Annotated in this window: 23 protein-coding genes; 11 read left to right on the forward strand and 12 right to left on the reverse strand. The window is 41.7% G+C overall.

What is annotated here, in order from left to right; translation table 11 throughout:
* Nucleotides 1-22: 22 nt before the first annotated feature.
* The 4 genes from ACP26M_RS02590 to ACP26M_RS02605 form a co-directional block, all read right to left on the reverse strand.
* Nucleotides 23-1,168: a FecR family protein gene (locus tag ACP26M_RS02590; protein ID WP_426585888.1), complete on the reverse strand. Its 1,146-nt coding sequence runs from the start codon at nucleotides 1,166-1,168 to the stop codon at nucleotides 23-25.
* A gap of 60 nt (nucleotides 1,169-1,228) precedes the next feature.
* The gene (locus ACP26M_RS02595; protein ID WP_426585890.1) at nucleotides 1,229-1,807 is read right to left on the reverse strand and encodes an RNA polymerase sigma-70 factor; all 579 of its coding nucleotides are present in this window, start codon (nucleotides 1,805-1,807) and stop codon (nucleotides 1,229-1,231) included.
* 821 nt (nucleotides 1,808-2,628) lie between these two features.
* A complete protein-coding gene (locus tag ACP26M_RS02600) occupies nucleotides 2,629-3,519 on the reverse strand; it encodes an amidohydrolase family protein (protein WP_426585892.1) in 891 nt (296 codons plus the stop codon).
* Nucleotides 3,520-3,670: 151 nt separating this feature from the next.
* Nucleotides 3,671-3,817 (reverse strand): ester cyclase, encoded by a 147-nt coding sequence (locus ACP26M_RS02605; protein WP_426585894.1) that lies wholly within the window; start codon nucleotides 3,815-3,817, stop codon nucleotides 3,671-3,673.
* Nucleotides 3,818-4,194: 377 nt separating this feature from the next.
* On the opposite strand from ACP26M_RS02605, the gene ACP26M_RS02610 reads away from it, so the two are divergent.
* Entirely contained in the window at nucleotides 4,195-5,235 is a 1,041-nt protein-coding gene (locus ACP26M_RS02610) for a serine hydrolase domain-containing protein (RefSeq protein WP_426585896.1), read from the forward strand.
* A gap of 12 nt (nucleotides 5,236-5,247) precedes the next feature.
* Entirely contained in the window at nucleotides 5,248-5,715 is a 468-nt protein-coding gene (locus tag ACP26M_RS02615) for a nuclear transport factor 2 family protein (RefSeq protein WP_426585898.1), read from the forward strand.
* A 220-nt stretch (nucleotides 5,716-5,935) separates the two neighbouring features.
* Here ACP26M_RS02615 and ACP26M_RS02620 read toward each other — a convergent pair whose 3' ends face one another.
* From ACP26M_RS02620 to ACP26M_RS02640, 5 genes are read right to left on the reverse strand one after another with little or no spacing between them, the layout of a single operon-like run.
* Nucleotides 5,936-6,067, reverse strand: coding sequence for a hypothetical protein (locus ACP26M_RS02620; RefSeq protein ID WP_426585900.1), 132 nt, complete (start codon nucleotides 6,065-6,067; stop codon nucleotides 5,936-5,938).
* A 50-nt stretch (nucleotides 6,068-6,117) separates the two neighbouring features.
* Nucleotides 6,118-7,056: an STING domain-containing protein gene (locus ACP26M_RS02625; RefSeq protein WP_426585902.1), complete on the reverse strand. Its 939-nt coding sequence runs from the start codon at nucleotides 7,054-7,056 to the stop codon at nucleotides 6,118-6,120.
* A gap of 2 nt (nucleotides 7,057-7,058) precedes the next feature.
* Nucleotides 7,059-8,084: a hypothetical protein gene (locus ACP26M_RS02630; RefSeq protein ID WP_426585904.1), complete on the reverse strand. Its 1,026-nt coding sequence runs from the start codon at nucleotides 8,082-8,084 to the stop codon at nucleotides 7,059-7,061.
* Between the two features lie 17 nt (nucleotides 8,085-8,101).
* Complete coding sequence (locus ACP26M_RS02635) at nucleotides 8,102-8,533, reverse strand: hypothetical protein (RefSeq protein ID WP_426585906.1); 432 nt, start codon at nucleotides 8,531-8,533, stop codon at nucleotides 8,102-8,104.
* Complete coding sequence (locus tag ACP26M_RS02640; RefSeq protein WP_426585908.1) at nucleotides 8,523-9,536, reverse strand: cyclic GMP-AMP synthase DncV-like nucleotidyltransferase; 1,014 nt, start codon at nucleotides 9,534-9,536, stop codon at nucleotides 8,523-8,525. Before ACP26M_RS02640 ends, ACP26M_RS02635 begins: the two co-directional genes overlap by 11 nt.
* A 170-nt stretch (nucleotides 9,537-9,706) precedes the next feature.
* On the opposite strand from ACP26M_RS02640, the gene ACP26M_RS02645 reads away from it, so the two are divergent.
* The 4 genes from ACP26M_RS02645 (at nucleotide 9,707) to ACP26M_RS02660 (ending at nucleotide 13,484) form a co-directional block, all read left to right on the forward strand.
* Entirely contained in the window at nucleotides 9,707-11,005 is a 1,299-nt protein-coding gene (locus ACP26M_RS02645; protein WP_426585910.1) for an AAA family ATPase, read from the forward strand.
* 583 nt (nucleotides 11,006-11,588) lie between these two features.
* Nucleotides 11,589-12,014 carry a hypothetical protein gene (locus tag ACP26M_RS02650; RefSeq protein WP_426585912.1) on the forward strand — a complete coding sequence of 142 codons (426 nt, stop codon included), beginning with the start codon at nucleotides 11,589-11,591 and terminating at the stop codon, nucleotides 12,012-12,014.
* 699 nt (nucleotides 12,015-12,713) lie between these two features.
* Nucleotides 12,714-13,214, forward strand: coding sequence for a hypothetical protein (locus ACP26M_RS02655; protein WP_426585914.1), 501 nt, complete (start codon nucleotides 12,714-12,716; stop codon nucleotides 13,212-13,214).
* A 45-nt stretch (nucleotides 13,215-13,259) separates the two neighbouring features.
* Nucleotides 13,260-13,484, forward strand: coding sequence for a hypothetical protein (locus tag ACP26M_RS02660; RefSeq protein ID WP_426585916.1), 225 nt, complete (start codon nucleotides 13,260-13,262; stop codon nucleotides 13,482-13,484).
* Nucleotides 13,485-13,691: 207 nt separating this feature from the next.
* Here ACP26M_RS02660 and ACP26M_RS02665 read toward each other — a convergent pair whose 3' ends face one another.
* Both ACP26M_RS02665 and ACP26M_RS02670 read right to left on the reverse strand, forming a co-directional pair.
* On the reverse strand, nucleotides 13,692-13,973 hold the full coding sequence (locus tag ACP26M_RS02665) for a hypothetical protein (protein WP_426585918.1): 282 nt from the start codon (nucleotides 13,971-13,973) through the stop codon (nucleotides 13,692-13,694).
* A gap of 235 nt (nucleotides 13,974-14,208) precedes the next feature.
* Nucleotides 14,209-14,568: a DUF4180 domain-containing protein gene (locus tag ACP26M_RS02670; protein ID WP_426585920.1), complete on the reverse strand. Its 360-nt coding sequence runs from the start codon at nucleotides 14,566-14,568 to the stop codon at nucleotides 14,209-14,211.
* A 142-nt stretch (nucleotides 14,569-14,710) separates the two neighbouring features.
* Between ACP26M_RS02670 and ACP26M_RS02675 the strand changes: the two genes are divergently transcribed.
* Together ACP26M_RS02675 and ACP26M_RS02680 are read left to right on the forward strand one after the other, a co-directional pair.
* Nucleotides 14,711-15,289, forward strand: coding sequence for a Crp/Fnr family transcriptional regulator (locus tag ACP26M_RS02675; RefSeq protein ID WP_426585922.1), 579 nt, complete (start codon nucleotides 14,711-14,713; stop codon nucleotides 15,287-15,289).
* A 77-nt stretch (nucleotides 15,290-15,366) separates the two neighbouring features.
* Nucleotides 15,367-15,750, forward strand: coding sequence for a VOC family protein (locus tag ACP26M_RS02680; protein WP_426585924.1), 384 nt, complete (start codon nucleotides 15,367-15,369; stop codon nucleotides 15,748-15,750).
* Between the two features lie 401 nt (nucleotides 15,751-16,151).
* Here ACP26M_RS02680 and ACP26M_RS02685 read toward each other — a convergent pair whose 3' ends face one another.
* A complete protein-coding gene (locus tag ACP26M_RS02685; RefSeq protein WP_426585926.1) occupies nucleotides 16,152-16,337 on the reverse strand; it encodes a hypothetical protein in 186 nt (61 codons plus the stop codon).
* 197 nt (nucleotides 16,338-16,534) lie between these two features.
* Here ACP26M_RS02685 and ACP26M_RS02690 point away from each other — a divergent pair, with 197 nt between their 5' ends.
* From ACP26M_RS02690 to ACP26M_RS02700, 3 genes are all read left to right on the forward strand, one after another.
* Complete coding sequence (locus ACP26M_RS02690) at nucleotides 16,535-19,645, forward strand: SusC/RagA family TonB-linked outer membrane protein (RefSeq protein WP_426585928.1); 3,111 nt, start codon at nucleotides 16,535-16,537, stop codon at nucleotides 19,643-19,645.
* A gap of 17 nt (nucleotides 19,646-19,662) precedes the next feature.
* Nucleotides 19,663-21,285, forward strand: coding sequence for a RagB/SusD family nutrient uptake outer membrane protein (locus tag ACP26M_RS02695; RefSeq protein WP_426585931.1), 1,623 nt, complete (start codon nucleotides 19,663-19,665; stop codon nucleotides 21,283-21,285).
* A gap of 136 nt (nucleotides 21,286-21,421) precedes the next feature.
* On the forward strand, nucleotides 21,422-22,432 hold the full coding sequence (locus tag ACP26M_RS02700) for a winged helix-turn-helix domain-containing protein (protein ID WP_426585933.1): 1,011 nt from the start codon (nucleotides 21,422-21,424) through the stop codon (nucleotides 22,430-22,432).
* Nucleotide 22,433: the final 1 nt, after the last annotated feature.

Genomic DNA, 22,433 nt, shown 5'->3' on the forward strand with positions numbered 1-22,433 from the left:
TGGTTATTTATTTAGTGTAGGTTTAAGGTTTAATGATAATTTTCTTTTCTGAGCCTTTGGTTTGCTGTACAATTTCATAGTTTACTTTAAAATAAGCCAGCATATCCAGTATTTGTGTGGCGTTCGCATCTTTGATCATTTCGCCAGAAAAAACGGTTTTCGGAACACCATACGGGTATGAAACATCAACGTTGTACCAACGCGATAACTGCCGCATAACATCCTCAATTTTTGCTTTTTTAAATTTGAACAGCCCGTTTTTCCAGGCGGTTGCCTCGTTAATATCTGCGTCTTTAATTTCAATTGCTGTATTTGATAAAGACGTTATACTTTGCTGTCCCGGGCGGAGGAGCACACTCTTTGAATCTCTTGATAATTTTATGCTGCCTGCCACCAGGGTGGTTTTTATCACCTGTTCATCATCATAAGCATTTATATTAAATTCAGTACCGATATCTTCAATAGTATGCCCTTTGAAATTTACCCTGAATGGTTGTTTCGCATTATGTACAATCTCAAAATAAACTTCGCCGGTAATATTTACGGTGCGATCATTTCCTTTAAAAGCCGTGGGGTAAGTGATGGATGAGGCAGAGTTTAACCACACCTTGGTACCATCAGCTAACACCAGGTCATATTTCCCCCCGCGGGGGGTACTCAAAGTATTGTAAACTACAACTGAAGGATCGGTATTGTCAGGTGCATAAGCCAACTGACCGTTAGCCGTTTTTACGATTCTGATATTGCCTTGTTTAGCTATTGTCCCGTTTATCTGGCTGTTTAAACTAATCTTGAGGCCGTTGTTTAGTACCAGGACCGCTCTATTACCGCCGGGGGCAATGTCTACCCTTTCAACCTTTGCCGTCATTTGTTGCTGACTGGCTTGCGAATTTGAAAGATAATAGTAGCACCCTACTGATAAACAAAGTATCACAGAAGCTGCCAATGCTATTCGTGGCCATAGCCGTTTGGTTGCGGCCGGCAGTACAGTTACATTTAATGATTGCCAAACATCCGCTTTCATCTGGTCAATTTCTTCGGATGAAAGCTCCTGTTGTTCAGGTGTCCATTGGGTGTACCACTCCTCCAATAAAATGCGCTCTTCGTCGGTTATCGTGCCGGCGTGATATTTATTTAATAACTCCTGAAGATTGATTCTTGGGTTCAACTGGCTAAGTATTGTCTTATTTATTATAGACAAATAGCCCGGTAGGCATGGGGGTAAAAATTATTTATCGAATAAAATAAAAATCAAAAATGTTATGATGCCCAATTTAACCCTCAATACTTTAAGCGCATTTTTTACATGGCTTCTTACAGATTGTTCGGTAATATCCAGCTTACCGGCAATCTCCTTATAGGTCATATGATGCTTGCGGCTCATTTCAAAAACGATGCGCATTTTTGGGGGTAAGGCCTGAATTTCTTTGTTAATGATCTCGGTCAGTTGCCGTTCACGCACCAGGTGATCGGTCATGATAGGGGCGATAAGCTGGTCAGGAAGTTTCAATCTATATCTTTCATGGATCTGTTTACGCCCTATTAAGTTCAGGATCCTGTTTCGGGTAGCAGTATACAAATAATTTGACAGGTTGGTTTTAAATTCAATGGAACCATGATTAGCCCACAAAAAAGCGAATAACTCCTGCACTGCGTCTCTTGCTTCTTCTTTATCCCTTACGCGGTTAAACGCGTGGATATAAAGCAAACCGAAATACCGGTCGTATATCTCTGCAAAGGCCAGCGGATCATCCAGCTTGAGAAGATCTGTTAACTCGGAATCGCTTAATGTGTTATAATTGACCATCGCGATTATTTAAGTTACCTAAAAAAGCACACCTGACTGACGTAAGCAGCCATTGCGTGTAAATAATCAAGTTATTAATTGGCAGATGTATTAAATGTGGTTTTGACATTAAACGCAATTTGAGTAAAATGGCCGGTCAATTCCTACGAAGATGTAATGAAGATCTTGAAACGAATTGGTAGGCGTTATAACTTAAATTTCGAATTAAAGTACAATAACGCAAATTTATTTTTATGCAGGAAATTTATTTCGTTATGCCAGAGGCGGACATAATCGGCACATGAGGTTAGAAGGCAATCTGTCAATTGCTTAAGCATTATCTCCCGTAAGCCCTCTGTTAAATACCGCGCTAAATTAAAAGATTACACCGGCATTTTTTTTCTGATGAGGTTGAATCTAAACCTAACATCACCGTAATCGGCAAACAAAGGTCACGATGCTGCGTGTTTATGTTTTTGCCGATATGTCGGAAGGTGTAGCCATTTGGTTGGGTTCAATTAAGACGGATTGATGCGATCAGCCTTGGGGCTGGTAAAAATGCGCAGTCACGGATTACCTGCGAATCCGAATATATTTTGTTCATATATCAATAATTCAAAATCACATTAGCGGGATTTCGTGGCTTACTGATATTTTGATTTGGATACTGCGTTAATATTCACGTGTTTATATGATGGTAAGCCGATGGTCAGCGGGAAAGTACTCGGGAATTTCTCATAGGATTTGCCGGTGATTCGATCTCTTCGAGTTTTAATACCTGCTCCAGGCTGCCAAACTCGTGTATTCGATAGCTTTCATAGATGGGCTGTTCTTGTGTGTTTTCATGGGGGCAGTTTTAATAACCTGTCGGCATTGCCGTGGGCGAGTTTGGACAGGTCGGCATCGGGCAGATCGATCCGGCGAAAAAATTCCATACCTTGCTCGTTGGTGCTGAAGGGGTAATCTATGGAAAACATCATGTTGTCGATGCCGAAAGTATCCAGCGCGATTTGTAGGGGTGGCAGGGTAAAGAAGCCGCTGGTGGTGATATGAACCTGCTGGCGCAGGGTATCGCTTAGCTTGCGCTGGTTGGCGCCGCCCGCGCCTGGCTGAAAGGCCCGCTCTGACCTGGCCATCTGGAAAGGCAGCATTTCACCCATATGACCGATGATGATTTGCAATTTGGGGTATTGATCGAAGATGCCGGCATAAACCAGGCGCAGGATGTGGAGCGCGGTTTCAGCATGCCAGCCCCAGCCATAGGCAGCGAGGGCTTCCGCTATGCCAGCATGATTGGGCAGGCCGCTGTAATAAATATCTGCGACGCCTTTAGGCGGCAGGCCGGGATGCAGATAGATAGGCACATCCAATTTTTCTGCACGCTCCAGTATAAGGCCAAATCCGGGATGGTCCAGGAACTGGTCTTCCGTCAGTCCGCGGATCATAGCACCCCGAAAATGATGTTCTTTTACTGTTCGCTCCAGTTCATCGGCGGCGGCAGCAGGCGCAGTCATCGGCAAATGGGCAAACGCAGTGAACCGCGTTTCATAACCCCTGATCCTTTCTGCGATCAAATCATTATACTGAATGGCAAATGCCGGGCCTTTATCTTCGGCCAGCAGGTTGGCGCCCGAACTGTCCACCGATAATACCTGCATGCTGATGCCATTGGCATCCATGGATGTTAAACGGTCCCCGGTGATATCCGCCAGTTTGGGTACCAGCTGTTTCATTCTTTCGTTTTGACCAAACCCACCTAGTTTTTCCGTGGGTATCTGTCCGGCCATTTCCGGAAACGAGAGGTGTTCTTCAAGTGTAACGATACGCATGTCCAATAAACCAAGACCACCCGCTGATTGTTTGGGGGCGGTCTGCGGGCTACATTTACTTTATGGTATTTGTTGAAAAGGCCTGCTCGCGGATCGCGTCTTTATCGATCAGCGACCAGGCCTCGCTGATTTTATCGTCGCGAAGCCTGTAAAATACATATTCTGAAAATAGAACTCTCGGGTCATTGACCGGGATATCCATAACCGGCCAGACGGTGTACAATCGAACAGCAGCCGACTGGCTACTTCGTTGTCACCGGCTACAATAAGCCAGTATTCTAAGACTTTTACAAAGTTTTTCCTAATCATTATTTTTAATCAATTAAATAGAAAAATTTGCACTTTCTTGGCGGCATGAAGCCTACGTGATTTACCGTTGTGTCTCCTTCAGAAGAAGCAAGCTGTTATATAGAGTTGATTGATGGTCAACCTTTCATCTGTAAACGGACACTGATTGTCCGTTTACGATACATGAATCTCGATCATGGTAGTAATAATGTATTATCTATCAATTGATTATATAAGTGGCATAACGATGGTTTCTCAGGTTTAAATCATAATTATATAATTTCACCCGCAATGAACCGAATAATACCTAGGATTACAACGCTATTATTATTAACTTTCTTTTATGCGGCAGCTGTAAATGCACAAGTAGCAGATTCTACTATTGTCCGGTTGATGAAGGATAAGCATATTCCCACATTGGGATTGGCCTTTGTTAATAAAGGCAAAGTCGCCTTCTCAAAAGTGTACGGCGAACTTAACACGGGAGTTTCTGCGCCTGCTAATACGTTATTTAATGTCGCCTCAATCACCAAAACAGTAACAACAATGGTAACACTATGTCTGGTTAACTCGGGTGAGTGGGATCTGGACGAACCAATCTATCATTACTGGACCGATCCTGATGTTGCAGCTGATCCAAGGAGTAAAAAGCTCACTACTAAAAATATCCTGACGCACCAAAGTGGGTTTCCAAACTGGCGATGGATGAAGCCTTCAAAAAAGTTGGCCTTTGAGTTTGAGCCCGGCTTAAAGTTCCAGTATTCCGGCGAAGGGATGGAATATTTGCGGCACGCGCTTGAAAGCAAATTTCACCGGTCGTTGGAACAATTGGCTGATTCCCTGATTTTCGAACCCTTACATATGAACGATACGCATTTTATTTGGAATGATAGGATGTTAGATCATTTTGCCGTTGCGCATAATAGCAAGGGAGAGCCATTAGAAATCATAAAAAATAGCAGCCCCAGTGCGGCCGATCAACTAAAAACAACTGTAGCAGATTACGACAAATTCCTGATTTGGATAATTAACGGGGCTGGCTTATCAAAGGCGCTTTATCGTCAAATGACCAGCCCGCTGTCCAGGATAAAAGAGAATAAGTTCATAGGGTTAGGTTGGGCCGTCTATCCAGATTTGAGACGAGAATTTGGCTTATCGCACAGTGGCATTGATCCGGGAGTGAATACAATCGTATTTGTTTTACCAAAATCCAGTCGCGCTTTATTGATCTTCACTAATTCAGATAATGGACCTCAAATATATACCGATCTGGTTAAGATCTTTTTGAAAGAACAGGGCAATGCCATAATTGCTACCGAAATGAGAAATTAACAAAACTATAATATGAAAACAATGAACAATTTTTTTGCTACTGCGCTTTTAGTCGCTTCAATTTTTTTTACCTGTACTCGTGCAGAGGCACAAACATCCGGACCATTGTACAATGAAATAGCCCAACAGGATTCTCTTCAATTCAAGGACTTCAATAGCCGCAATCTTGATCAGCTAATGAATCACTTCGATAATAGTCTGGAACTTTACCAGGACAACACCGGCGTACGAAACTTTGATCAAGCAAAACAAGCCTTCGGTGGACTGTTTAAAATGAGTTATGTATTGAACCGGAAATTGATTCCTGGGTCAATGGAAGTGTATCCAATTAAAGATTATGGTGCTATCGAGACGGGAATGCATACTTTCTCTCATGTTGAAAATGGCAAATTGCAGGTGTTTACGTATAAGTTTATGCAGATCTGGCAAAAGAAAGACGGCATTTGGAAAGTAACCCGGGAAATCACCTACGGTCATTAGAATGACATGGTTGCTTAAAAGTAGCCATGCCATTTGGCAAACTAACGCATCGGGAGTAACATTGCTAAATATGTCGCGTTTGTGCTTTTGTACTCCAAAAGATACAGCTTTCCGACCACTTTTTAGAAGATATAGAGCTTTTAGGGCGTTTAATCGCATAAAAAGCAGATGGCGACGGGAACATTATCCAATCATATACTCGGCAAAAAAGCAATAGTTACTATTTCCCTTTTTTATGCACATGCGGCTTTAGTGAAGGTGTATTCCCTGGTGTTTCCTTGTTATCTCTTTGGCGCTGATCTGGTTTCCCGGTGGATACAGCAATTCGTTTTGGTCCTGGCTTAATTCCCATGATTTCTAATTTTTAAATTGTTTATTTATATATAAGTTTTAGCTATTGGGTTAAAATTCATCTATTATTTCAACCACCTCTTTCGCGTAAGGACTCTTATCAATCTGAATTTGCAATACGCGTCTGAAGTTATTTAATTCCCGCTGTTCAATTATTTCTTGCATAGCAGTGCGGCCAGTGAAACCTTTTTGCAATACCATCTCTATTGCATCATCAATACCTGTAAGTGTACTCGGCATGTCGTAAATAACCGCATGTGGTGCATTATTTATGTCCAAGTGAAACCAAGCGGGTTGGCGCCTATACTTGGTTTTAATAGCATTTTCACCAAACCCGTGCCTTTTATAAAATAATGCAGCTTTTTGCCTGATATAGCCACTTAGATCATTTGGTATAATCACTTTCAATTTAAAGTCGGTGAATGTGGCACCCTCATACTCTAAGTTTTCAGCCTCATGGATACTTTCAACCATTCCTTCAATAAAGTTTTTGTAATAACCGATGGCAAGAGCAGTTGTAGGATAAAGACTAAGATGCCCTAAGCGGTAATGCTCATTTATTTTATTAATAAACTCCCAGCAAGCATTTTCAATGGAAACGTCATCGATGGCCGTAAAGCGAGGCATATAAATACCACTAAAATCCGTGGGCAGTTTTATATCCTTTTCTACTAATAAGAACGATTTATCTTTGCCAAGTGCGCCGAGATAAAGCGCCATCTCCAGGATAACGTTATCGCGTGGTTCAATTACGATTTTGCCATCTGTCGTCAGCGTTAGGTCGTCAGCGGTCGCAACAAATACCCCAAAGTCAAAAAATTTAACCATGCGAAGTAGATTATCAAAAGTGCTTGTATTTACTTCCCATACACCATCATCTTTCCAAAGATGGCAATCGCCAACAGCAGAAAGGCATTTTTTTACTTTTTCAGCGATTGCATAACCGCTGGTAGAAGAACCTATAAATATTTGGGGTTTATGATCTGTCATGATTAATAAGATAAAATTGTGCGTTGCAAATTGTAGCTTCCAGCAATGTCTGTAGCGGCATCTTCAATTAGCAGATCCAAGTCTGCCTTTAATTTTATAAGTTCCGGTACGGTTTCAGCAGAATATAAAGGGCGTTCAATTCCGTTTGGACTTTGTAGCGAAACACGGTATGCCGGTTCTTCAATCAATTTTTTTAACTGTTCAGACATTTCCTGCGCTATCTTCAATTCGCTACCTTGATAATAAACCAACAAGTGGTCCTCAATCCCATGAACAATAGAAGTAAGCTGAAAACTTTTTAATAACTTAAAATCGGTATCTGAGTCGGCACGCAGATTTTTAAGTAGCCGTATCCCTTTGCGCGATCCGTCTAATGTTTGATCACCCTTGTAGTTTACATTCGACATGGTAGCAAAGGGATAATCCCGCTGACGCTGCTTTATTTTGAAATTGTAAAGATCTACACCCCGGTAATACTCATTGTTATTTTTTTTGTATTCATCAGTGCTATACCAAAAACCGAAAACTATATCTACTTTTCTGTGCAGATTTTGGTTTTCGATAGATATGCATTTATCGCCAGTATCATCAACTTTATCATATTGCCTTTTCATGATGGCAGTTGCCTGCTTTCTCATCTCGACAATATCATCATTAGGGTCTGTAGCGGTATACACCGCACCACTATTGGTTTCTTCGTAAAAATATTTATTTACAATGGTAAGCAGATCGAAATCGCTGTGCACACGGATATTAGTGTTGGTTTTTACAGATCCTTGTGTTCGATAGTCACGCTGAAAATGCAAATTGAAATCCCGTTCCAGGCGTGTTCTTACATTTTCGGCTGCCTGGATGGTTTTGGCATTATATTTTTGATCAATGGGCCTCATCGACTCAAACAGGTATTTTACGTCTGCCGGAACATCTGATGCGCTGAATTTATTGGTAACCGCATACTCTCTCAATCCAGGGTCATATCTTCTGCTTTGTAAATTCGCCAGTCTTTTATTGTAATCTAATGCTGCCATAATTGTGATATTAATAATTAAATTCTTCGGTGATCAACGTAAGGGTGTAACCATTTGCCTTTTAGTAAATAAAGCTCGTAGTATAGGTACCATTCATGTGTCCAAGGAATAATGGTATCAAATAAGTGTGACACATGGGTAAAACTTCGATCCTTCGGGTAAAACAAGCATAGGCTACCATCGCGACTGTACATATGGATATCGTTATTATAGCTAATTTGAGGCTGTGTTGTAAATACCATCGGCCTGGTTCCTGGAGTAAACATTAATTTATATTCATAAACTCCGGAATATTCGCTCGGTTGGCAGAAACCTTTAGCAAACAACGTATTACCGCGGATTACTACTTTTAAAAAATCATAGGCTTTTTCAAGCAGATGTTTCTCCTCGTACAATCTTTTTACCGGATTGACGCCCTTAAACGGAATGTATCTGTAATTATCCTCCATGATTTCTATGCCATGAATGTGATACCCCCGCAGTCGCGTTGATGTTGCCACTCCTGCCTAGGTAGGCTCCGCTTGAAACAAGCTTCGCCGAAGCCAAAAGTGCATCGGCACGTTTTTCATCCTCTTTACTGTTCCCTTCAGGAAACCTATCACCTAAATACTTACGCCAAAGTTTGGATGCCTTTAGTTGGTCATCTTCGTCAATAGCCTTTTGCGCATCATCACAAAACAAGGTCAGTTCCTCCCTGAAATTATCCTTTTGGGCCTGAGTAAGTTTGGCAGTCAGATTATCGTAAGGCTCCACCGGCGCATAACAACTAACAGAATAGGTAATTGCTGATTTAATAGAGTTCAACACGTTCAATAAACATTTGTCGTCGCGTCCAGCGTCCGTTACAAAATGTCGTGCCGCCCATACCGACAAAGCGATACCGCTTGGCATTTTACCATTACTCTTACGTTTAGATGCCCATCCCTTTAAGTATTTGACTATTCTTATAAATTGACCGTTATCATCTTTATAGTTTTCTAACCATGTAACCATGTGCCAGGGATCATCTTTAATCCATTCTTCGCCCTTGACAGCCATATAAGCATAATCTTCTCCGTCTACCTCGTAATAAGCGGGAAAATCGATGTTGTATTCGCAACGGAACAACACTCTAACGCACTTTTTGCGATGTTGCGCACCATCCTGTGTATGGTCTTTTACTGCATCGTAGATATAACTTTGCACAGTTTCTCCATTTACTGACGGTTTACTCGGTAAATAAACACCCCGGTCAGTGTCGAAAGTCCCATCTTCTTTGATAATTATGGTTTTTAGCTTTGGTGTATCGGAACCCTGTGTGTAAAACGTTGGCCGCATTCCAAGTTTATCAAATAGTTTGTCAGAAATTTTTGTTTCTAACGACTTACGAGAGGTCTTCATTTTTTGCCGCTGTGTACTTGAAGGGGTAATTTTCCCGTTATACTCTTTAAATAAATTGTCACAATCTGCCATGTTTTTTAATTTAAGTAAAAACCCTGATTATCATTTTGATACCCAAAGCTAAATATAACATTCTTGTGATTTTGTGAAAATTTCTCAAAATGAGATTTTATTTTTCCACATATAAACACATATATTTGGTTTCACTGTGAAAAAGGCGATTTTTTGTTAATAAGTCAATTATGCTCGTAGAATTTTCGGTCGAAAATTATCTTTCCTTTCGTGGAAACACACGACTCCGATTAGATGCGGGTACCATTAAAGAAAATCCTGGCAATATTTTTTACCCCATCTATATGCGGGATCTAAAACTGATTAAATGTGGGGTTGTGTATGGCGCGAATGCTACAGGAAAGAGTAATCTGCTAAAGGCTTTCCGATTTATGCAGCAGTTTGTGCTAACATCTTCAAAAGAAAGTTTAGCAAACGAGGAAATTCCTGTTCAACCTTTTCGCTTAACCAAAAGCAGATTAAGTTATCCAAGTTCTTTTGAAGCAACTTTTATTGTCAAAGAGATAAGGTATCGCTACGGTTTTATCATCAGTCGAAAAGAAATTCACCACGAGTGGCTTTATATGGTGGATAAAAAGAAAGAAGAACAGCTTTTTGAACGACGCAATAATAGCTTGGATGTTGATAAGAGGTTACTTAATGAGCCGAAAAATAAAATTGACGTTCTTCGGGAGTTCATTAGGGCTAATTCGCTGTTTATATCAGTATTGGCTCAATTTAATGTGACACTCGGACTTACTATTTCCAATTGGTTTTCCAACTCATTAGTTTTATTTGATGGAGATAGTGAAAATTTAATCAATCATACGGGTAACTTGCTTAAACATCCTATCTATCGCGAAAGAATACATGACATAATTAAAAAATCAGATTTAGGTTTTTTAGGTATTGAAGCCGCAATCAAAGAAAAAGCTGCGAAAAGTGGCCTTTCTGAAAGCTTTGTATCATTTATGTTTTCAACGGATGAGAATTTTCATTTAAAAACATCTCATAAAGTTTTTGACGACCAAAAGAAATTTTTGGAAACGACATTATTTGACCTGATTAAAGATGAGTCGCTTGGAACTCAAAAATACATCGCATTGCTTGGGGTTATTTTAGAGGCACTAATTGAGCGAAAAATATTGTGGGTGGATGAATTGGATTCACGCTTTCATGAGCATTTATTGAAAATGATTGTTGGCCTTTTCAATTCAAAAGACAATAATCCCAATGGGGCGCAATTAATCTGTACCTGTCATAATACATCATTGCTGAAAAAAACCTTGCGGCGAGATCAAATGATATTTGCTGAGAGGGACGAAACTGGCGCAACAAGCATAAACAGCCTATATATAAAAGATGCGTCAATCCGTAATGATGCGTCTTTTGATAAAGATTATAGTGCTGGTAAATATGGTGCCATTCCAAAACTTGAACAATTGAACCTATTTAATAGTTCAGAATTGGAAAACTTCGAAGATATTTAATGATTGCCGTCCGCTTCATTGCAGTAATCACAATGGAACGCTTGCGGAATTTGCTCATATTTAAGATACCTATAAATCGCCTCTGTATAATGTGGGCGTTTCGGAGATATGTTACACCCTATTCCGTGGCAAAACTGACCACCTGTTTGCTGGCAAAGAAATGCAGCTCATGCTTTAGCAGCATAAACAAAGATAATTATTTACCAATTTCCATTTAGCCTGGTGCTGCTCTATCTATAACCTCTTTTTTCTTTTCGAAGCTTTAATATGCAAGGTGATTGCAGGATCTCCATTCTGGTTATGGCCGTTCATTGCTTTATTAGAGGCTTTCAGCGCTATTTCGCATACCTAATGAGGCTACCGATCAACTCGTTCACCCGGCGACTGTATTTGGCATTTAAAAGGACGGCCAGCGTCTGATGCATAAACTACCAAAAATGGGGTGGTCAATTTGATCCGGAATCAGGTGGTCACTTTGGTCCGGAATACCCTGGTCACTTTAAATCGGAATCAGGTGGTCAGTTTGAGCGGAATCTCCAAGCAGATTACGGAATTAAACAATAAATTGTCTAACGCCAGGGAGATGCTGTTTGACGAAAAACTAGAACCTGCGGATTTTGCTATAATGAAAAAAGACTGTGAGGTAAAGATAAATAGGCTAGAAGCAGCCCTTGCGGACTTAAAGATACAGAAATCGAACACAGCAAGCATTGATAACATGGTTTTAAAGGCCGTAAAGGCACTTTCTATGCTGGAAAGTCTGTATGAAGATGGAGATGCATTGACCAAAAGGGCCTTGTTGGGTTCGATATATAGGGAGAAGCTACAGTTTGATGGAAATAATTATCGAACCCGAAGAATCAATGAAGTGGCTTTGCTAATATATCAGATTAACAGCGAGTTGGGGCATAAAAAAAACGGGAAAGAGCGGCTGTCTAACCGTCTTTCCCGTTCTGTACTCAGAGTGGGAATCGAACCCTGGTATTGCTTTAAAATCAATGTTTTATGACAATTTGATTTTCCTGCTCAATAAATCGCTCACTATAAATAAAACTGGCTTTACCAACTCGTTTATTAAAATAAAAATGATTTTGAAAAATAAAAAGGTTGACACTGTATTTGCATATTACATTTCTAACATAATCGTCTCATAAACGATGTGATACCGTCATTGGTTTATTCGTTTTGAGGGTATCGGCGCTGATTAGTTGAATGTGCATTCCTGCTGTTTTGCATGTGGCGTGGGCCAGACATTTGTAGGACGATACAGGGCACTTCCGTACGGAGCATGATCATGGAACTCCATGCCTTTACGTGTGGCGATCTTCGTCAGCTTTAATATTACAGCGCTCTGCTCGGCATAATTGATAAATCGCTTAAGGATTTACCAAACGGCCGACAGCCGAAGACCGAGGCAAAGTTTAAACTTGACCGTACCAGGGTGAGGCATGAACATCTATAACAACCCATCAAAACCACTTTACATTACCCTGATGTGCTTATCAGTTTGTGCATCCTGGCAGCTAGATCAAAATAAGATGCCAGGTTTAGAAACGGGCTGGTTAACAACGCAACAAATTCAAAAGTATTTGCAACATATGCGAAAGTAATTTTTGGGTGAGCTACGTTTCTTTGTGAAGAAATTGTACTGGCCTTACAATCAGTGGTGATCATATTGGCTGGTTTCAAAACAACATTCTTAACTTCAATGAAAAACCTAAAAACAACCTTAGCGATACCGCTTCTCATGCTATTAAGTTGTATGATATTTGCCGGATGCAACTATAGTAAAGGCGCAAAAAAAGACTTCCGCACCGGTTTATCTTTCAGCTACAATGGCTTTATCGTGCGCGATGTTTTATTGATTGACCCGGCCAATAAACGAATGACCGATAATAAAGTACAATTGAACACCCAAATAGCTATTGTAGCGCTTGGCCTAAACAATTATGGGCTTAAAGATGGAAAGGTTTTCCCGGGGATGATGCTCTTGGTAACTGATAAAAAGGGAACAACGGTACTTAATGCTGCCGACCTGTTTGCAGGTGCTCAGGGCTATCCGCCGGCAAGCGCTACCGAACTGCGCGGTGATATCACCATTGCAAGACCGATGGCAGCAGGGGAGACCTATCACGTAAAAGTACACATTTGGGACAAGGTGAAAGCGGATAATGAATTAAATATTGAAGCAGACCTGGTTATACAGTAAATTATTATACACCGCGAAATTTACTAACCAATTAAATTATTTACCATGGCCATTTTATTGCCGCGAAAACCGACCCTTATTTGCCTGACAGTGCTGGGCCCCATTTGCGTGGTGGACGGCATTGTCAAAAAAAACACACAGGAAATCCTGGCCATGTTGGCCGTATTCATATATGCTGTAGTAACCCTGATTGTGGACAGCAGAAAAAAGAAAAAACTTATAGATAAAAATAACCGGGAACATAATAATCCCGTTAATCCGAACCGATAAACCTAAACAAACACCATTATGCCCGATGGGAAAACTTTTGGACCACCGTTTCAGCATCGCTTCATAAGCACAACTTCCATTGCCACCGAAGGTTTTTTTTTTGACTTGTACTTCGCCAATTCAGTTACGTATGCTTCGGCAGACTCCCCTCTTTTATAATAATCTACCTGCAATGTCAAATAGTTTCCAGTCTACATCGTCCCAGGTTTATGATGAACAGGTCATCAGTCTGTTAGAATGAGAACGCACACCGTCGCAAATTTTAGCAAGTATTTTATTCAGCCGTTTAGATGCTTCCTGCATCGCCGGGCTTTTTTCCTGACCATGAGGCGCTGCTCCTCCATTGGTAATCATCCATGAAATACGTTCATTTAAGGCTTCTCCCGGGAGGGCTCCTTTGCTGAAAATAGTATATTCACAGCCAGCTACAAAGACGAGATCGAAACCTTTTTTTCTAAGCTTCTCTGTCTTTATTGCCGCTTTATTCATGTACAAAATTGTTCATCGGCACTCCCATGCATCTTCCAGGGATTAAAAACAACATGCAAGCCGGCTCGGTAAGCTGCTTCGGTTGCCAGAACGAGATGGGAAGTTTCTTCACCTGCTATACGAAGGTTTTGACGAAAGGCTGTTTATAGAGGATCTACTCGATGCTTATTCACCATTCGCCATGAAAACAGTTAAAGAGAGGTTTATACTATTGCAGAATGAAGATTATCCTTCCTTAGTTTAAAAGCATCTTTATGGCGTCTGATTGCGAGCTTACAAAATTGACCATTTTACCTTTGTTGCTTTCATAAATAAATTCGGCGATACTTTTTCCATGATATTTCTTAAAATTACCCACTATGGCAAGACGTACGCGGTAGTTTGAAAACTTCTGGAGTATTTCACCAGCCATTCCATTTTTCAGGTTAAAAAATTCCGGAGTAATGTTTTTTTCATGAATGATGATCCGGTCAAAATCCTGGTAATATAAATTACCCAACAGATCCAAACCGTCTTGAGAAGTCAGAATTATCTGCTCCTCAGAAATGACTTCGGCAATTTTTGTTTGCTGAAACGTATACGTTGTTATGTTCATACTTCAAAGTGCTAATAGTTACAAAGATCAACTATAACTGTGATGCGTCCACAGTCTTTTTTCGAATTATGGTGATACTAAAAAACCATGTACTCATGAATAAGACAACAGCTAACATATCCGTAAATGGTATTTTTGCGCAATGGAGACATCAATTTTTCAGCGGGTGTATGCTAATGATCTGCTTAAAGGCCAGGACTACGAGGGATTTTGTAAAGCACATGTTAAAGTTGATGTGATACAGGGAACATCGCTGTTAAAAGCCGGGAAGATTGCCAGGGAATTTTATCTGATTGAAAATGGAGTGTTCAGATCTTGCTTATACAATTATGACGGCAATGAGGTTACCACTGAATTCTATTGTCAAAACGATATACTGATTGAGTCATTCTCCTTATTTCACAGGATGGCGTCGAAAGAAAACTTCCAGGCCGTAACTAATGGAACAGTATGGAAAATAGACTACATTGTCTTTGAGCAATTTCTTTATAAAATGGAAGGCTTACGGGAATGGGGACGTATATGGTCAACTAACCAGCTATATCTGTTAAAACAACGTTCCATTGATTCGCTGACCATCACTGCTACAGAAAGATATTTAAACCTCATCAAGGACCGGCCTGAGATTGTCAGGCATTGTCCTTTAAAATACATTGCATCTTACCTGGGTATAACCGATACCTCGTTAAGCAGAATACGCAAAGAAATTACGACCGCTTAGTATTACTTGCCATATGGCAAGCAGGTGGATTTTCATCAGCGCTAATTTTGAGATATAAATTAATTAAAAAAAAGACGATGAAAAATCCTATTAACTGGTTTGAGATCTATGTCTCAGACATGCAAAGAGCAAGAATTTTTTATAACACAGTATTTCAATGTGAACTAAAAGATGTTCCAATGAATAATGAACGGCATCCAGAGATGCAATATGCCTTCTTTACGGGCGATCCGGAAACGAACGGCGCTACCGGTGCGCTGGTGAAAATGGATGCAGCTCAACCGGGAGCTGGCGGCACCCTGGTTTATTTTGCCACGGATGAGATCAATGCCGAACTAAGCCGGGTCGACGCCGCAGGTGGTAAAGTTCTGCGCGCAAAATTGCCGGTCCCGGACGGCGGCTTTATCGCCCTGATACAGGATACCGAGGAAAACATGATCGGGCTATCCTCTAAGAAGTAATAGCGGACATTTGAGGAAAAGCCAGAAATAAAAACAGCACCGGATAAGGTGGCTCTCTGATACCATTGTTCCGGCCGGTAAGATCGGTACGGTCTATGAAAATTCCGCCCTTTGCGGAATGCACCTACCGTTGGTACAGCGGGCGATGTGGAACGCCCGTCATAATAGACGGCAACGACGGTACACATTTTGATTAAACGGAAAACTGGCGGAACATTGGGACGGGCACAAAAAAATGCATTGATACAGAATGAGCTGCCGGTTAAGCCTGGAAAATACAGACAGGATTTCACCGATCCACGAATCCGGCGTTTGAAATAGAGACGACTAAATACGCGCTGAAAACCATTTAACACCAAATTATATATAAATCAAGCCGAAGGAGATTCTTAGGGCAGTTGTCACTGGTTACTGCTGCCCATAGGATTATCTGCTACAAACCACAGCAAGTAAGGGTTTTTGAAATAACCATTACTGTTGTTCTGTAATTTGTCATCGACCAAATACGGATGGAGTTCAATCAATTCCATCAGTTCGGTAGTTTTACCAGAATCTATTGCTGCTATTGGCCGTTGGGACGATAACATCCGCCATATCTTGCATAGTGCATATTGATTACGTAATGCAATATTACTAAATGGTTAATGCAATATTGCTACAACAACTATCTTCCAATATTATCCCCCGCTCTCAAATTATTAAAAAAAAGTTTGACGGTGTCTAAAAAGTTTCTACTTTTATAACATAATAGACCAGAATAGACCAATTAAATCAAAAATCAATTATGAAAAGAAAAGTACCTAAAACCCTGGGGCTTGTTATGTTTTGCTGTGTCATGTTATGCAGTATTCAACAAGCTTTTTCCCAGCAGCTTAAATCGATTTCGGGGCTCGTGAGGGATGAGCAAGGGATACCTATGCCCTCGGTAAGTGTAAGCCTTGTGGGCACGTCGCAAGGCACCGTTACCAATACTGATGGGGCTTATAAGATCAGTACGCCCCAAAATGCCACACTTTTATTTTCTTTTATCGGTTATGAAAAACAAACGGTAAAAGTCACCGCCAACTGGGATGGGAACGTAATCATGGTCCCTGATAAAAAAACGAAAGACCTGAATGAGGTTGTTGTGGTAGCCTACGGTACGCAGAAAAAAGCTAACCTAACCGGTTCGGTAGCTTCAATAGGTTCAAAGGAGCTGCAGGACAGGCCCGTTACCAATCTTAATGACGCTTTGCAGGGCACCATGGCCGGCGTTACCGTTACTACAACCGGCGGACAGCCGGGCACTTCGGGTAACATTAATATCCGCGGTATCGGAACGTTAAACAACAGCGATCCGATGGTGGTGGTTGATGGGGTCATTGGTAGTTTATCAGATGTGAACCCGAATGATGTGCAGTCTGTTTCAGTATTGAAGGATGCGGCATCAGCGTCAATTTACGGATCGAGAGCTGCTAATGGCGTGATACTGATCACTACCAAACGCGGTAAAAGCGGCAAAATGCAGGTAAACTATAATGGTTATTTTGGTAAACAGAAACCATCGAACCTGCCCGATTTTTTACCATCGTGGCAGGCGGCTACCCTTTACAACCAGGCTCTGGCCAACGAAGGTCAAACTCCTTATTGGACAGCCGACGACATCACCAAGTTTAAAAATCAAACTGACCCTGACACTCACCCCAATACCGACTGGCAAGGTTTCCTATACAAAGGGAGCGGCTTTCAGCAAAATCATGCTGTCCATATCAGCGGGGGAGATGAGAAAACCCAGTACGCCTTTTCACTCGGTTATTTTCAGCAGGATGGTATTATCGCGAAGTCAAATTTCAAAAGATATTCTACCCGCATGAATATCAATTCGGCCTTAACAAAAAATTTTAGTATTAACGCCAACTTATCGTTTTTATACGCGCCAGCTAAAGCGCCTGATGGTTTGGGTGGCGGCGATATCGGCGGTATTATAGGTACAACGGCCGCCATGAGCAGCACAGTGGTAAACCAGTATAAAAACGGAGTTTATAACTACCTGTCGTTTGGTAACCCTATTGCCTGGCTTAATTCGCCGGGGTATAACAATAATCAAAATACGCTTTTTACAGGTAATGTAGGTGCCGTTTGGGAACCGCTTAAGGGTTTGCATTTCAAGCCATCATTTGCGTACAGGTACAATGCTAACCCCGCGCAGGAATTTAAACCGGCGGATGTTTACTATGATCCGAAAAATCCTTCATCGGTACTTACTACCATTAGCCAAAGTTCACTGGCTAATGCTAATGTGGTTAACAGCTACTACAACCTGCAGGGTTTGTTGGAGTATGACAGGACTTTTGGTAAACATAGTATCAATGCATTAGCGGGCGCTTCGCAAGAACTTACCAATTACCAGTATCTGTATGCCTACAGGCAAAACTTTTTAAATGGTTCATTGTCACAAATTGACGCGGCACCATCCTTAGGTCAGCAAAATGCCGGTACAGCCAGTCAATTAGCTCTGTTGTCATATTTTGGCCGCGTAAGGTATTCGTACGATGATAAGTATTTGCTGGAAGCTAACATTCGTGACGATGGTTCATCGCGTTTTGCCAGGGGGCAGCAATGGGGCGTATTCCCTTCTTTTTCGGCGGGTTGGAATATCTCGAAAGAATCGTTTTTTGAATCTTTATCCAATACTATTCCCCTTCTTAAGCTAAGAGCTTCATGGGGTAAATTGGGTAACCAAACTTTGGTAAATTTTAACAACAGCAGCCAAACTTTGGCCAGCATGGGGGCGCTGAATATTGTTAGCCCTTACCCTGCTATTTCCGTTATTTCGAGCGGGCAAAATTATTCATTTAACCAAACCCTGGCACCGGGTATCGCACTTAATAACGGCGCTAATCCCCTGATCACCTGGGAAAAATCGACCACTACCGACGTTGGCTTCGATATGGAACTGCTGAACAGCAAATTAAGTTTCACAGCCGATTACTTTGTTAAAAACACCAACGATATCCTGCTGCAACTGCCTGCCAGCAATGTTTATGGTTTTACCACACCTTACCAAAACGCAGGCTCGGTGCGCAACAAAGGCTGGGAGTTTGCCGCCGTGTACCGCGATAAAATCGGTAGTGTTTCGTACAACATAGCGGTAAACGCGTCATTCATAGCCAATAAAATAACTGATTTGGCAGGTACCGGCTCTATCTCGAGCGGACTGGTTGTTGGCGAGCCTATCAAAGCCTTTTACGGTTACCAGGTTGAAGGTATTTTTCAGACACAACAACAGGTAGCCCAGCATGCTAAACAAAGCGGTGGTGTTATTGGTCCAGGCGATTTGATGTACAAAGATATCAGCGGGCCTAACGGCACACCCGATGGTGTTATTGATGGTAACGACCGTGTATACCTGGGTACACCTTTCCCAAAAACAACATTTGGTTTTACACTTGGCGCTGGCTGGCATGGTTTTAATGTAAGTGCTTTTTTTCAGGGAGCTTTGGGTGTTAAAAACTATGTTCAGGGCTTCGAGTTAGGTTCATTGCAACAGCCTAACATCGGCAATCCAACTAAGGCATTGCTCGATGCCTGGACTCCGGAAAATACTTCGGCTACTTTCCCAAGGTTATGGTCAACTTATTCGCAAAATAATCCGCAGAGCTTTGTGTCATCTTTTTGGGTTAGGAATGCTTCTTATTTAAGGCTCAAAAATTTATTGATAAGCTATAACATTCCAGGCAAGCCACTGCAGCGAATAGGCGTGAAAGGAGTGAGGATTTATTACAGCGGGCAGAATATCCTCACGTTCACCAGCTTTTATAAATGGGTTGATCCTGAAACCAGCGCCGGTAACAACGCGTACGGATCTTATCCGCAGTTAAAAACTAATACCCTTGGTATCGAGGTATCATTTTAATTATTAAAAAAATGTCGATGAAAAAATTATTCATAACCGTAATTATATTAGGTTCGGTGGCCGCCTCGGGATGCAGAAAGGCTTTCCTGGACAGAGCGCCATTAGATTCGTACACCAATACTGTACTCTGGAAATCATCCAACGATGCCCTTGCTGCTTTAAATGGCTGCTATTCTAAATGGGGAGGCAGCAATAACGGCTACTACGGAGTTTTTGCCGATAATAACTCTGATAACACATTCGATCAGTTCCCCTGGGAAAACTGGTTGTCGCTTTCGGCGGGGATAGCAACCCCAACCAATACGGGATACTCGAAATGGAATTATAAATGTATCCAAACCTGTAACTGGTTTTTGGATAACGTTGGCAGCACCAACATGGATGCCACATTAAAGGCCAGGCTTATTGCTGAGGCCCGTTTTTTAAGGGCTTACGAGTATTTTACGCTTAGCCAGTTATATGGCGCAGTTCCGCTGGTTGAGCACAATGTTTCGCCCGATGAGGCCAATAAAACGGTACAGGCAACCAAGGCTGATGTTGTAGCCTATATACTTAAAGAACTTACTGCCATTGCGCCCGATCTGCCGGTTAGCTATTCAGGTGGTGATATTGGCCGTGTAACCCGTGGTGCTGCCATTGCTTTAAAAGCCAGGATTGAGCTTTTTAATAAAATGTACACCGAGTGTATTGCCGATTGCCAGGCGTTGATGGCGCCGCCGTTTACCTATAGCATTTATCCAAGCTATGTTAATCTGTTCCGCCAGCCTTTTGCTGACAACCAGGAAGTGATACTGGATGTTCAATTTAAAGCGAGCGATAATAACTTTGGATGGGCCAGGAATATGACCATCAACTCATTGGGAGGCTATAACTCTATAGCTCCAACCCAAAGTCTGGTAGATGCTTATGAAACAAGCAACGGTAAAACCATTGATGATCCTGCATCGGGATATGATCCAACGCAACCTTATAAAAACCGCGATCCGAGGTTGAGCGCAACCGTTTTTTATCCGGGTGCGCAGTATAGCAGCAGGTTGCCTTACGGGCAGTACTATGATCCTCTGTCAGGCAGTCCTAAAACTATCGACCATTGGGGCGATAACAATTGCAGTCCATCTGCTTATGGTTTAAGGAAATATACTCCTGTAATTGCCGACTTCCCGAACATGGACCAGGTAGGCATGAATGTAATTCTGATTCGCTTTGCCGAAATTAAATTGATGGATGCCGAAGCCAAGATCGAAAGCAATAAAATCGATGCTACGGTATATGATGATATCAACTCGGTACGAAAACGTCCTGACGTAAACATGCCTGCTGTTGATCAGGCAAAATATAACGACCAGGCAAGTTTACGCACCTTATTACGCCGTGAACGTCGGGTTGAGCTGGCAGTTGAAGGCTTGAGGTGGTTTGATATCCAGCGCTGGCAAATTGGTCAGCAGGTAATGAACGGGCAGGTTACCGGCAGTTTGCAAGGTAGCGTGAGCCAAACTAATGGCGCGCTGACCCTTACACCGGGCACTACTATTAAAGTAGGAACACCGCGTGTATTTAATGCAGCTAAAAATTATTTATTCCCAATACCTCAAACAGAGATAGATTTGAATAAAAATCTAAAACAAAATCCCGGGTATTAATTAAAATACAAATGTTTGGCAGCCCCGGCTGCCAAACATTTGTATCCGATCGGAATTACAGGCCGATTGGTAACGGCGAAAAAGAGCAACGGGTTTGCCGCCTTTTTTCTTACTTTGGCTAAAATGTACTGGCACAATGGATAAAATTTTTCAGGAGATCAAAAAGCTTACAGATATCCCTTCCTATTCCAAACACGATAGGTTTGTGCAGGGCATCATCAACGCTATTAACGAAAAGGTTATAGGCCAGGACGAGATGCTGCCATCTGTAAACAAGTTGATTAAGGAGTTGGGGTTTTCGAGGGAGACGATCATTAAGGCGTACCGGGAACTGATTAGCAGGGGCATTGTTGAATCCAAAAACAGGCATGGCTATTTTGTGGCCAACAGTAACGCGGAACAGACACTGAATGTAGCCCTGTTAATGTATAATCTGGATAGTTTTGAAGAGCAGTTTTACCGCAATTTTCGTTATGAGCTTGGTCCTAATATCCGGTTAAACCCTTACTTTCACCATGGTGATATCGAGATATTCGAAACCATTCTTAACCAGATCAGGGGAAAATATGGCATGTATGTAATAGCGCCTATCCCTCATCCAAAAACAAAAGAACTGCTGGGAGCTATCCCACCAAATAAATTCCTGATGTTTGACAGGTATGAACCTATGGATGGCGATTTTAACCACATTACCCAGGAGTTTGGCCAATCATCATACCGTATCCTCGCCGAACTGGCCCCTAAGATCAAAAAGTTTAATGAGATTATATTTTATCATTCGCCGGCGTCGCTCGATCCGAAAGAGATCGTGCCATCGTTTAAGAAATTCCTGAAGGATTTTAACATCAAAGGCCGTATCATTAAGGAGTATACCCATGGTTCGGTTGAAAAGGGGAAAGTTTATTTTACTTTAGACAACTTTGCTTTATGGCAAATTATGCGCGATTGTAAAAGCATGCAACTTATTCCCGGTGAAGATGTGGGTGTACTATCGAGCAATGATGAGCCGGCCAAAGAGATCATCGGCATTACTACTTTTTCGGCCGATTTTGCCCGTATGGGTACACTGGCCGGGCGGGCTATCGTCAATAAAGAAAAGATCAGCTTAACGATGCCAACCATTTTATTTGAACGGAGCACACTTTAAT

The sequence above is a fragment of the Mucilaginibacter sp. R-33 genome (assembly GCF_049949235.1).
GTDB lineage: Bacteria > Bacteroidota > Bacteroidia > Sphingobacteriales > Sphingobacteriaceae > Mucilaginibacter.

Coding starts and splice junctions, on each gene's coding strand:
- ACP26M_RS02650 (WP_426585912.1), top strand. CDS start 11,589: ATGCTGTTTGACGAAAAACTAGAACCTGCGGATTTTGCTATAATGAAA.
- ACP26M_RS02615 (WP_426585898.1), top strand. CDS start 5,248: ATGAAAACAATGAACAATTTTTTTGCTACTGCGCTTTTAGTCGCTTCA.
- ACP26M_RS02635 (WP_426585906.1), bottom strand. CDS start 8,533: ATGGAGGATAATTACAGATACATTCCGTTTAAGGGCGTCAATCCGGTA.
- ACP26M_RS02605 (WP_426585894.1), bottom strand. CDS start 3,817: ATGGATATCCCGGTCAATGACCCGAGAGTTCTATTTTCAGAATATGTA.
- ACP26M_RS02625 (WP_426585902.1), bottom strand. CDS start 7,056: ATGACAGATCATAAACCCCAAATATTTATAGGTTCTTCTACCAGCGGT.
- ACP26M_RS02670 (WP_426585920.1), bottom strand. CDS start 14,568: ATGAACATAACAACGTATACGTTTCAGCAAACAAAAATTGCCGAAGTC.
- ACP26M_RS02665 (WP_426585918.1), bottom strand. CDS start 13,973: ATGAATAAAGCGGCAATAAAGACAGAGAAGCTTAGAAAAAAAGGTTTC.
- ACP26M_RS02630 (WP_426585904.1), bottom strand. CDS start 8,084: ATGGCAGCATTAGATTACAATAAAAGACTGGCGAATTTACAAAGCAGA.
- ACP26M_RS02675 (WP_426585922.1), top strand. CDS start 14,711: ATGGAGACATCAATTTTTCAGCGGGTGTATGCTAATGATCTGCTTAAA.
- ACP26M_RS02655 (WP_426585914.1), top strand. CDS start 12,714: ATGAAAAACCTAAAAACAACCTTAGCGATACCGCTTCTCATGCTATTA.
- ACP26M_RS02600 (WP_426585892.1), bottom strand. CDS start 3,519: ATGAAACAGCTGGTACCCAAACTGGCGGATATCACCGGGGACCGTTTA.
- ACP26M_RS02685 (WP_426585926.1), bottom strand. CDS start 16,337: ATGTTATCGTCCCAACGGCCAATAGCAGCAATAGATTCTGGTAAAACT.
- ACP26M_RS02610 (WP_426585896.1), top strand. CDS start 4,195: ATGAACCGAATAATACCTAGGATTACAACGCTATTATTATTAACTTTC.
- ACP26M_RS02620 (WP_426585900.1), bottom strand. CDS start 6,067: ATGGGAATTAAGCCAGGACCAAAACGAATTGCTGTATCCACCGGGAAA.
- ACP26M_RS02640 (WP_426585908.1), bottom strand. CDS start 9,536: ATGGCAGATTGTGACAATTTATTTAAAGAGTATAACGGGAAAATTACC.
- ACP26M_RS02700 (WP_426585933.1), top strand. CDS start 21,422: ATGGATAAAATTTTTCAGGAGATCAAAAAGCTTACAGATATCCCTTCC.
- ACP26M_RS02690 (WP_426585928.1), top strand. CDS start 16,535: ATGAAAAGAAAAGTACCTAAAACCCTGGGGCTTGTTATGTTTTGCTGT.
- ACP26M_RS02680 (WP_426585924.1), top strand. CDS start 15,367: ATGAAAAATCCTATTAACTGGTTTGAGATCTATGTCTCAGACATGCAA.
- ACP26M_RS02695 (WP_426585931.1), top strand. CDS start 19,663: ATGAAAAAATTATTCATAACCGTAATTATATTAGGTTCGGTGGCCGCC.
- ACP26M_RS02645 (WP_426585910.1), top strand. CDS start 9,707: ATGCTCGTAGAATTTTCGGTCGAAAATTATCTTTCCTTTCGTGGAAAC.
- ACP26M_RS02595 (WP_426585890.1), bottom strand. CDS start 1,807: ATGGTCAATTATAACACATTAAGCGATTCCGAGTTAACAGATCTTCTC.
- ACP26M_RS02660 (WP_426585916.1), top strand. CDS start 13,260: ATGGCCATTTTATTGCCGCGAAAACCGACCCTTATTTGCCTGACAGTG.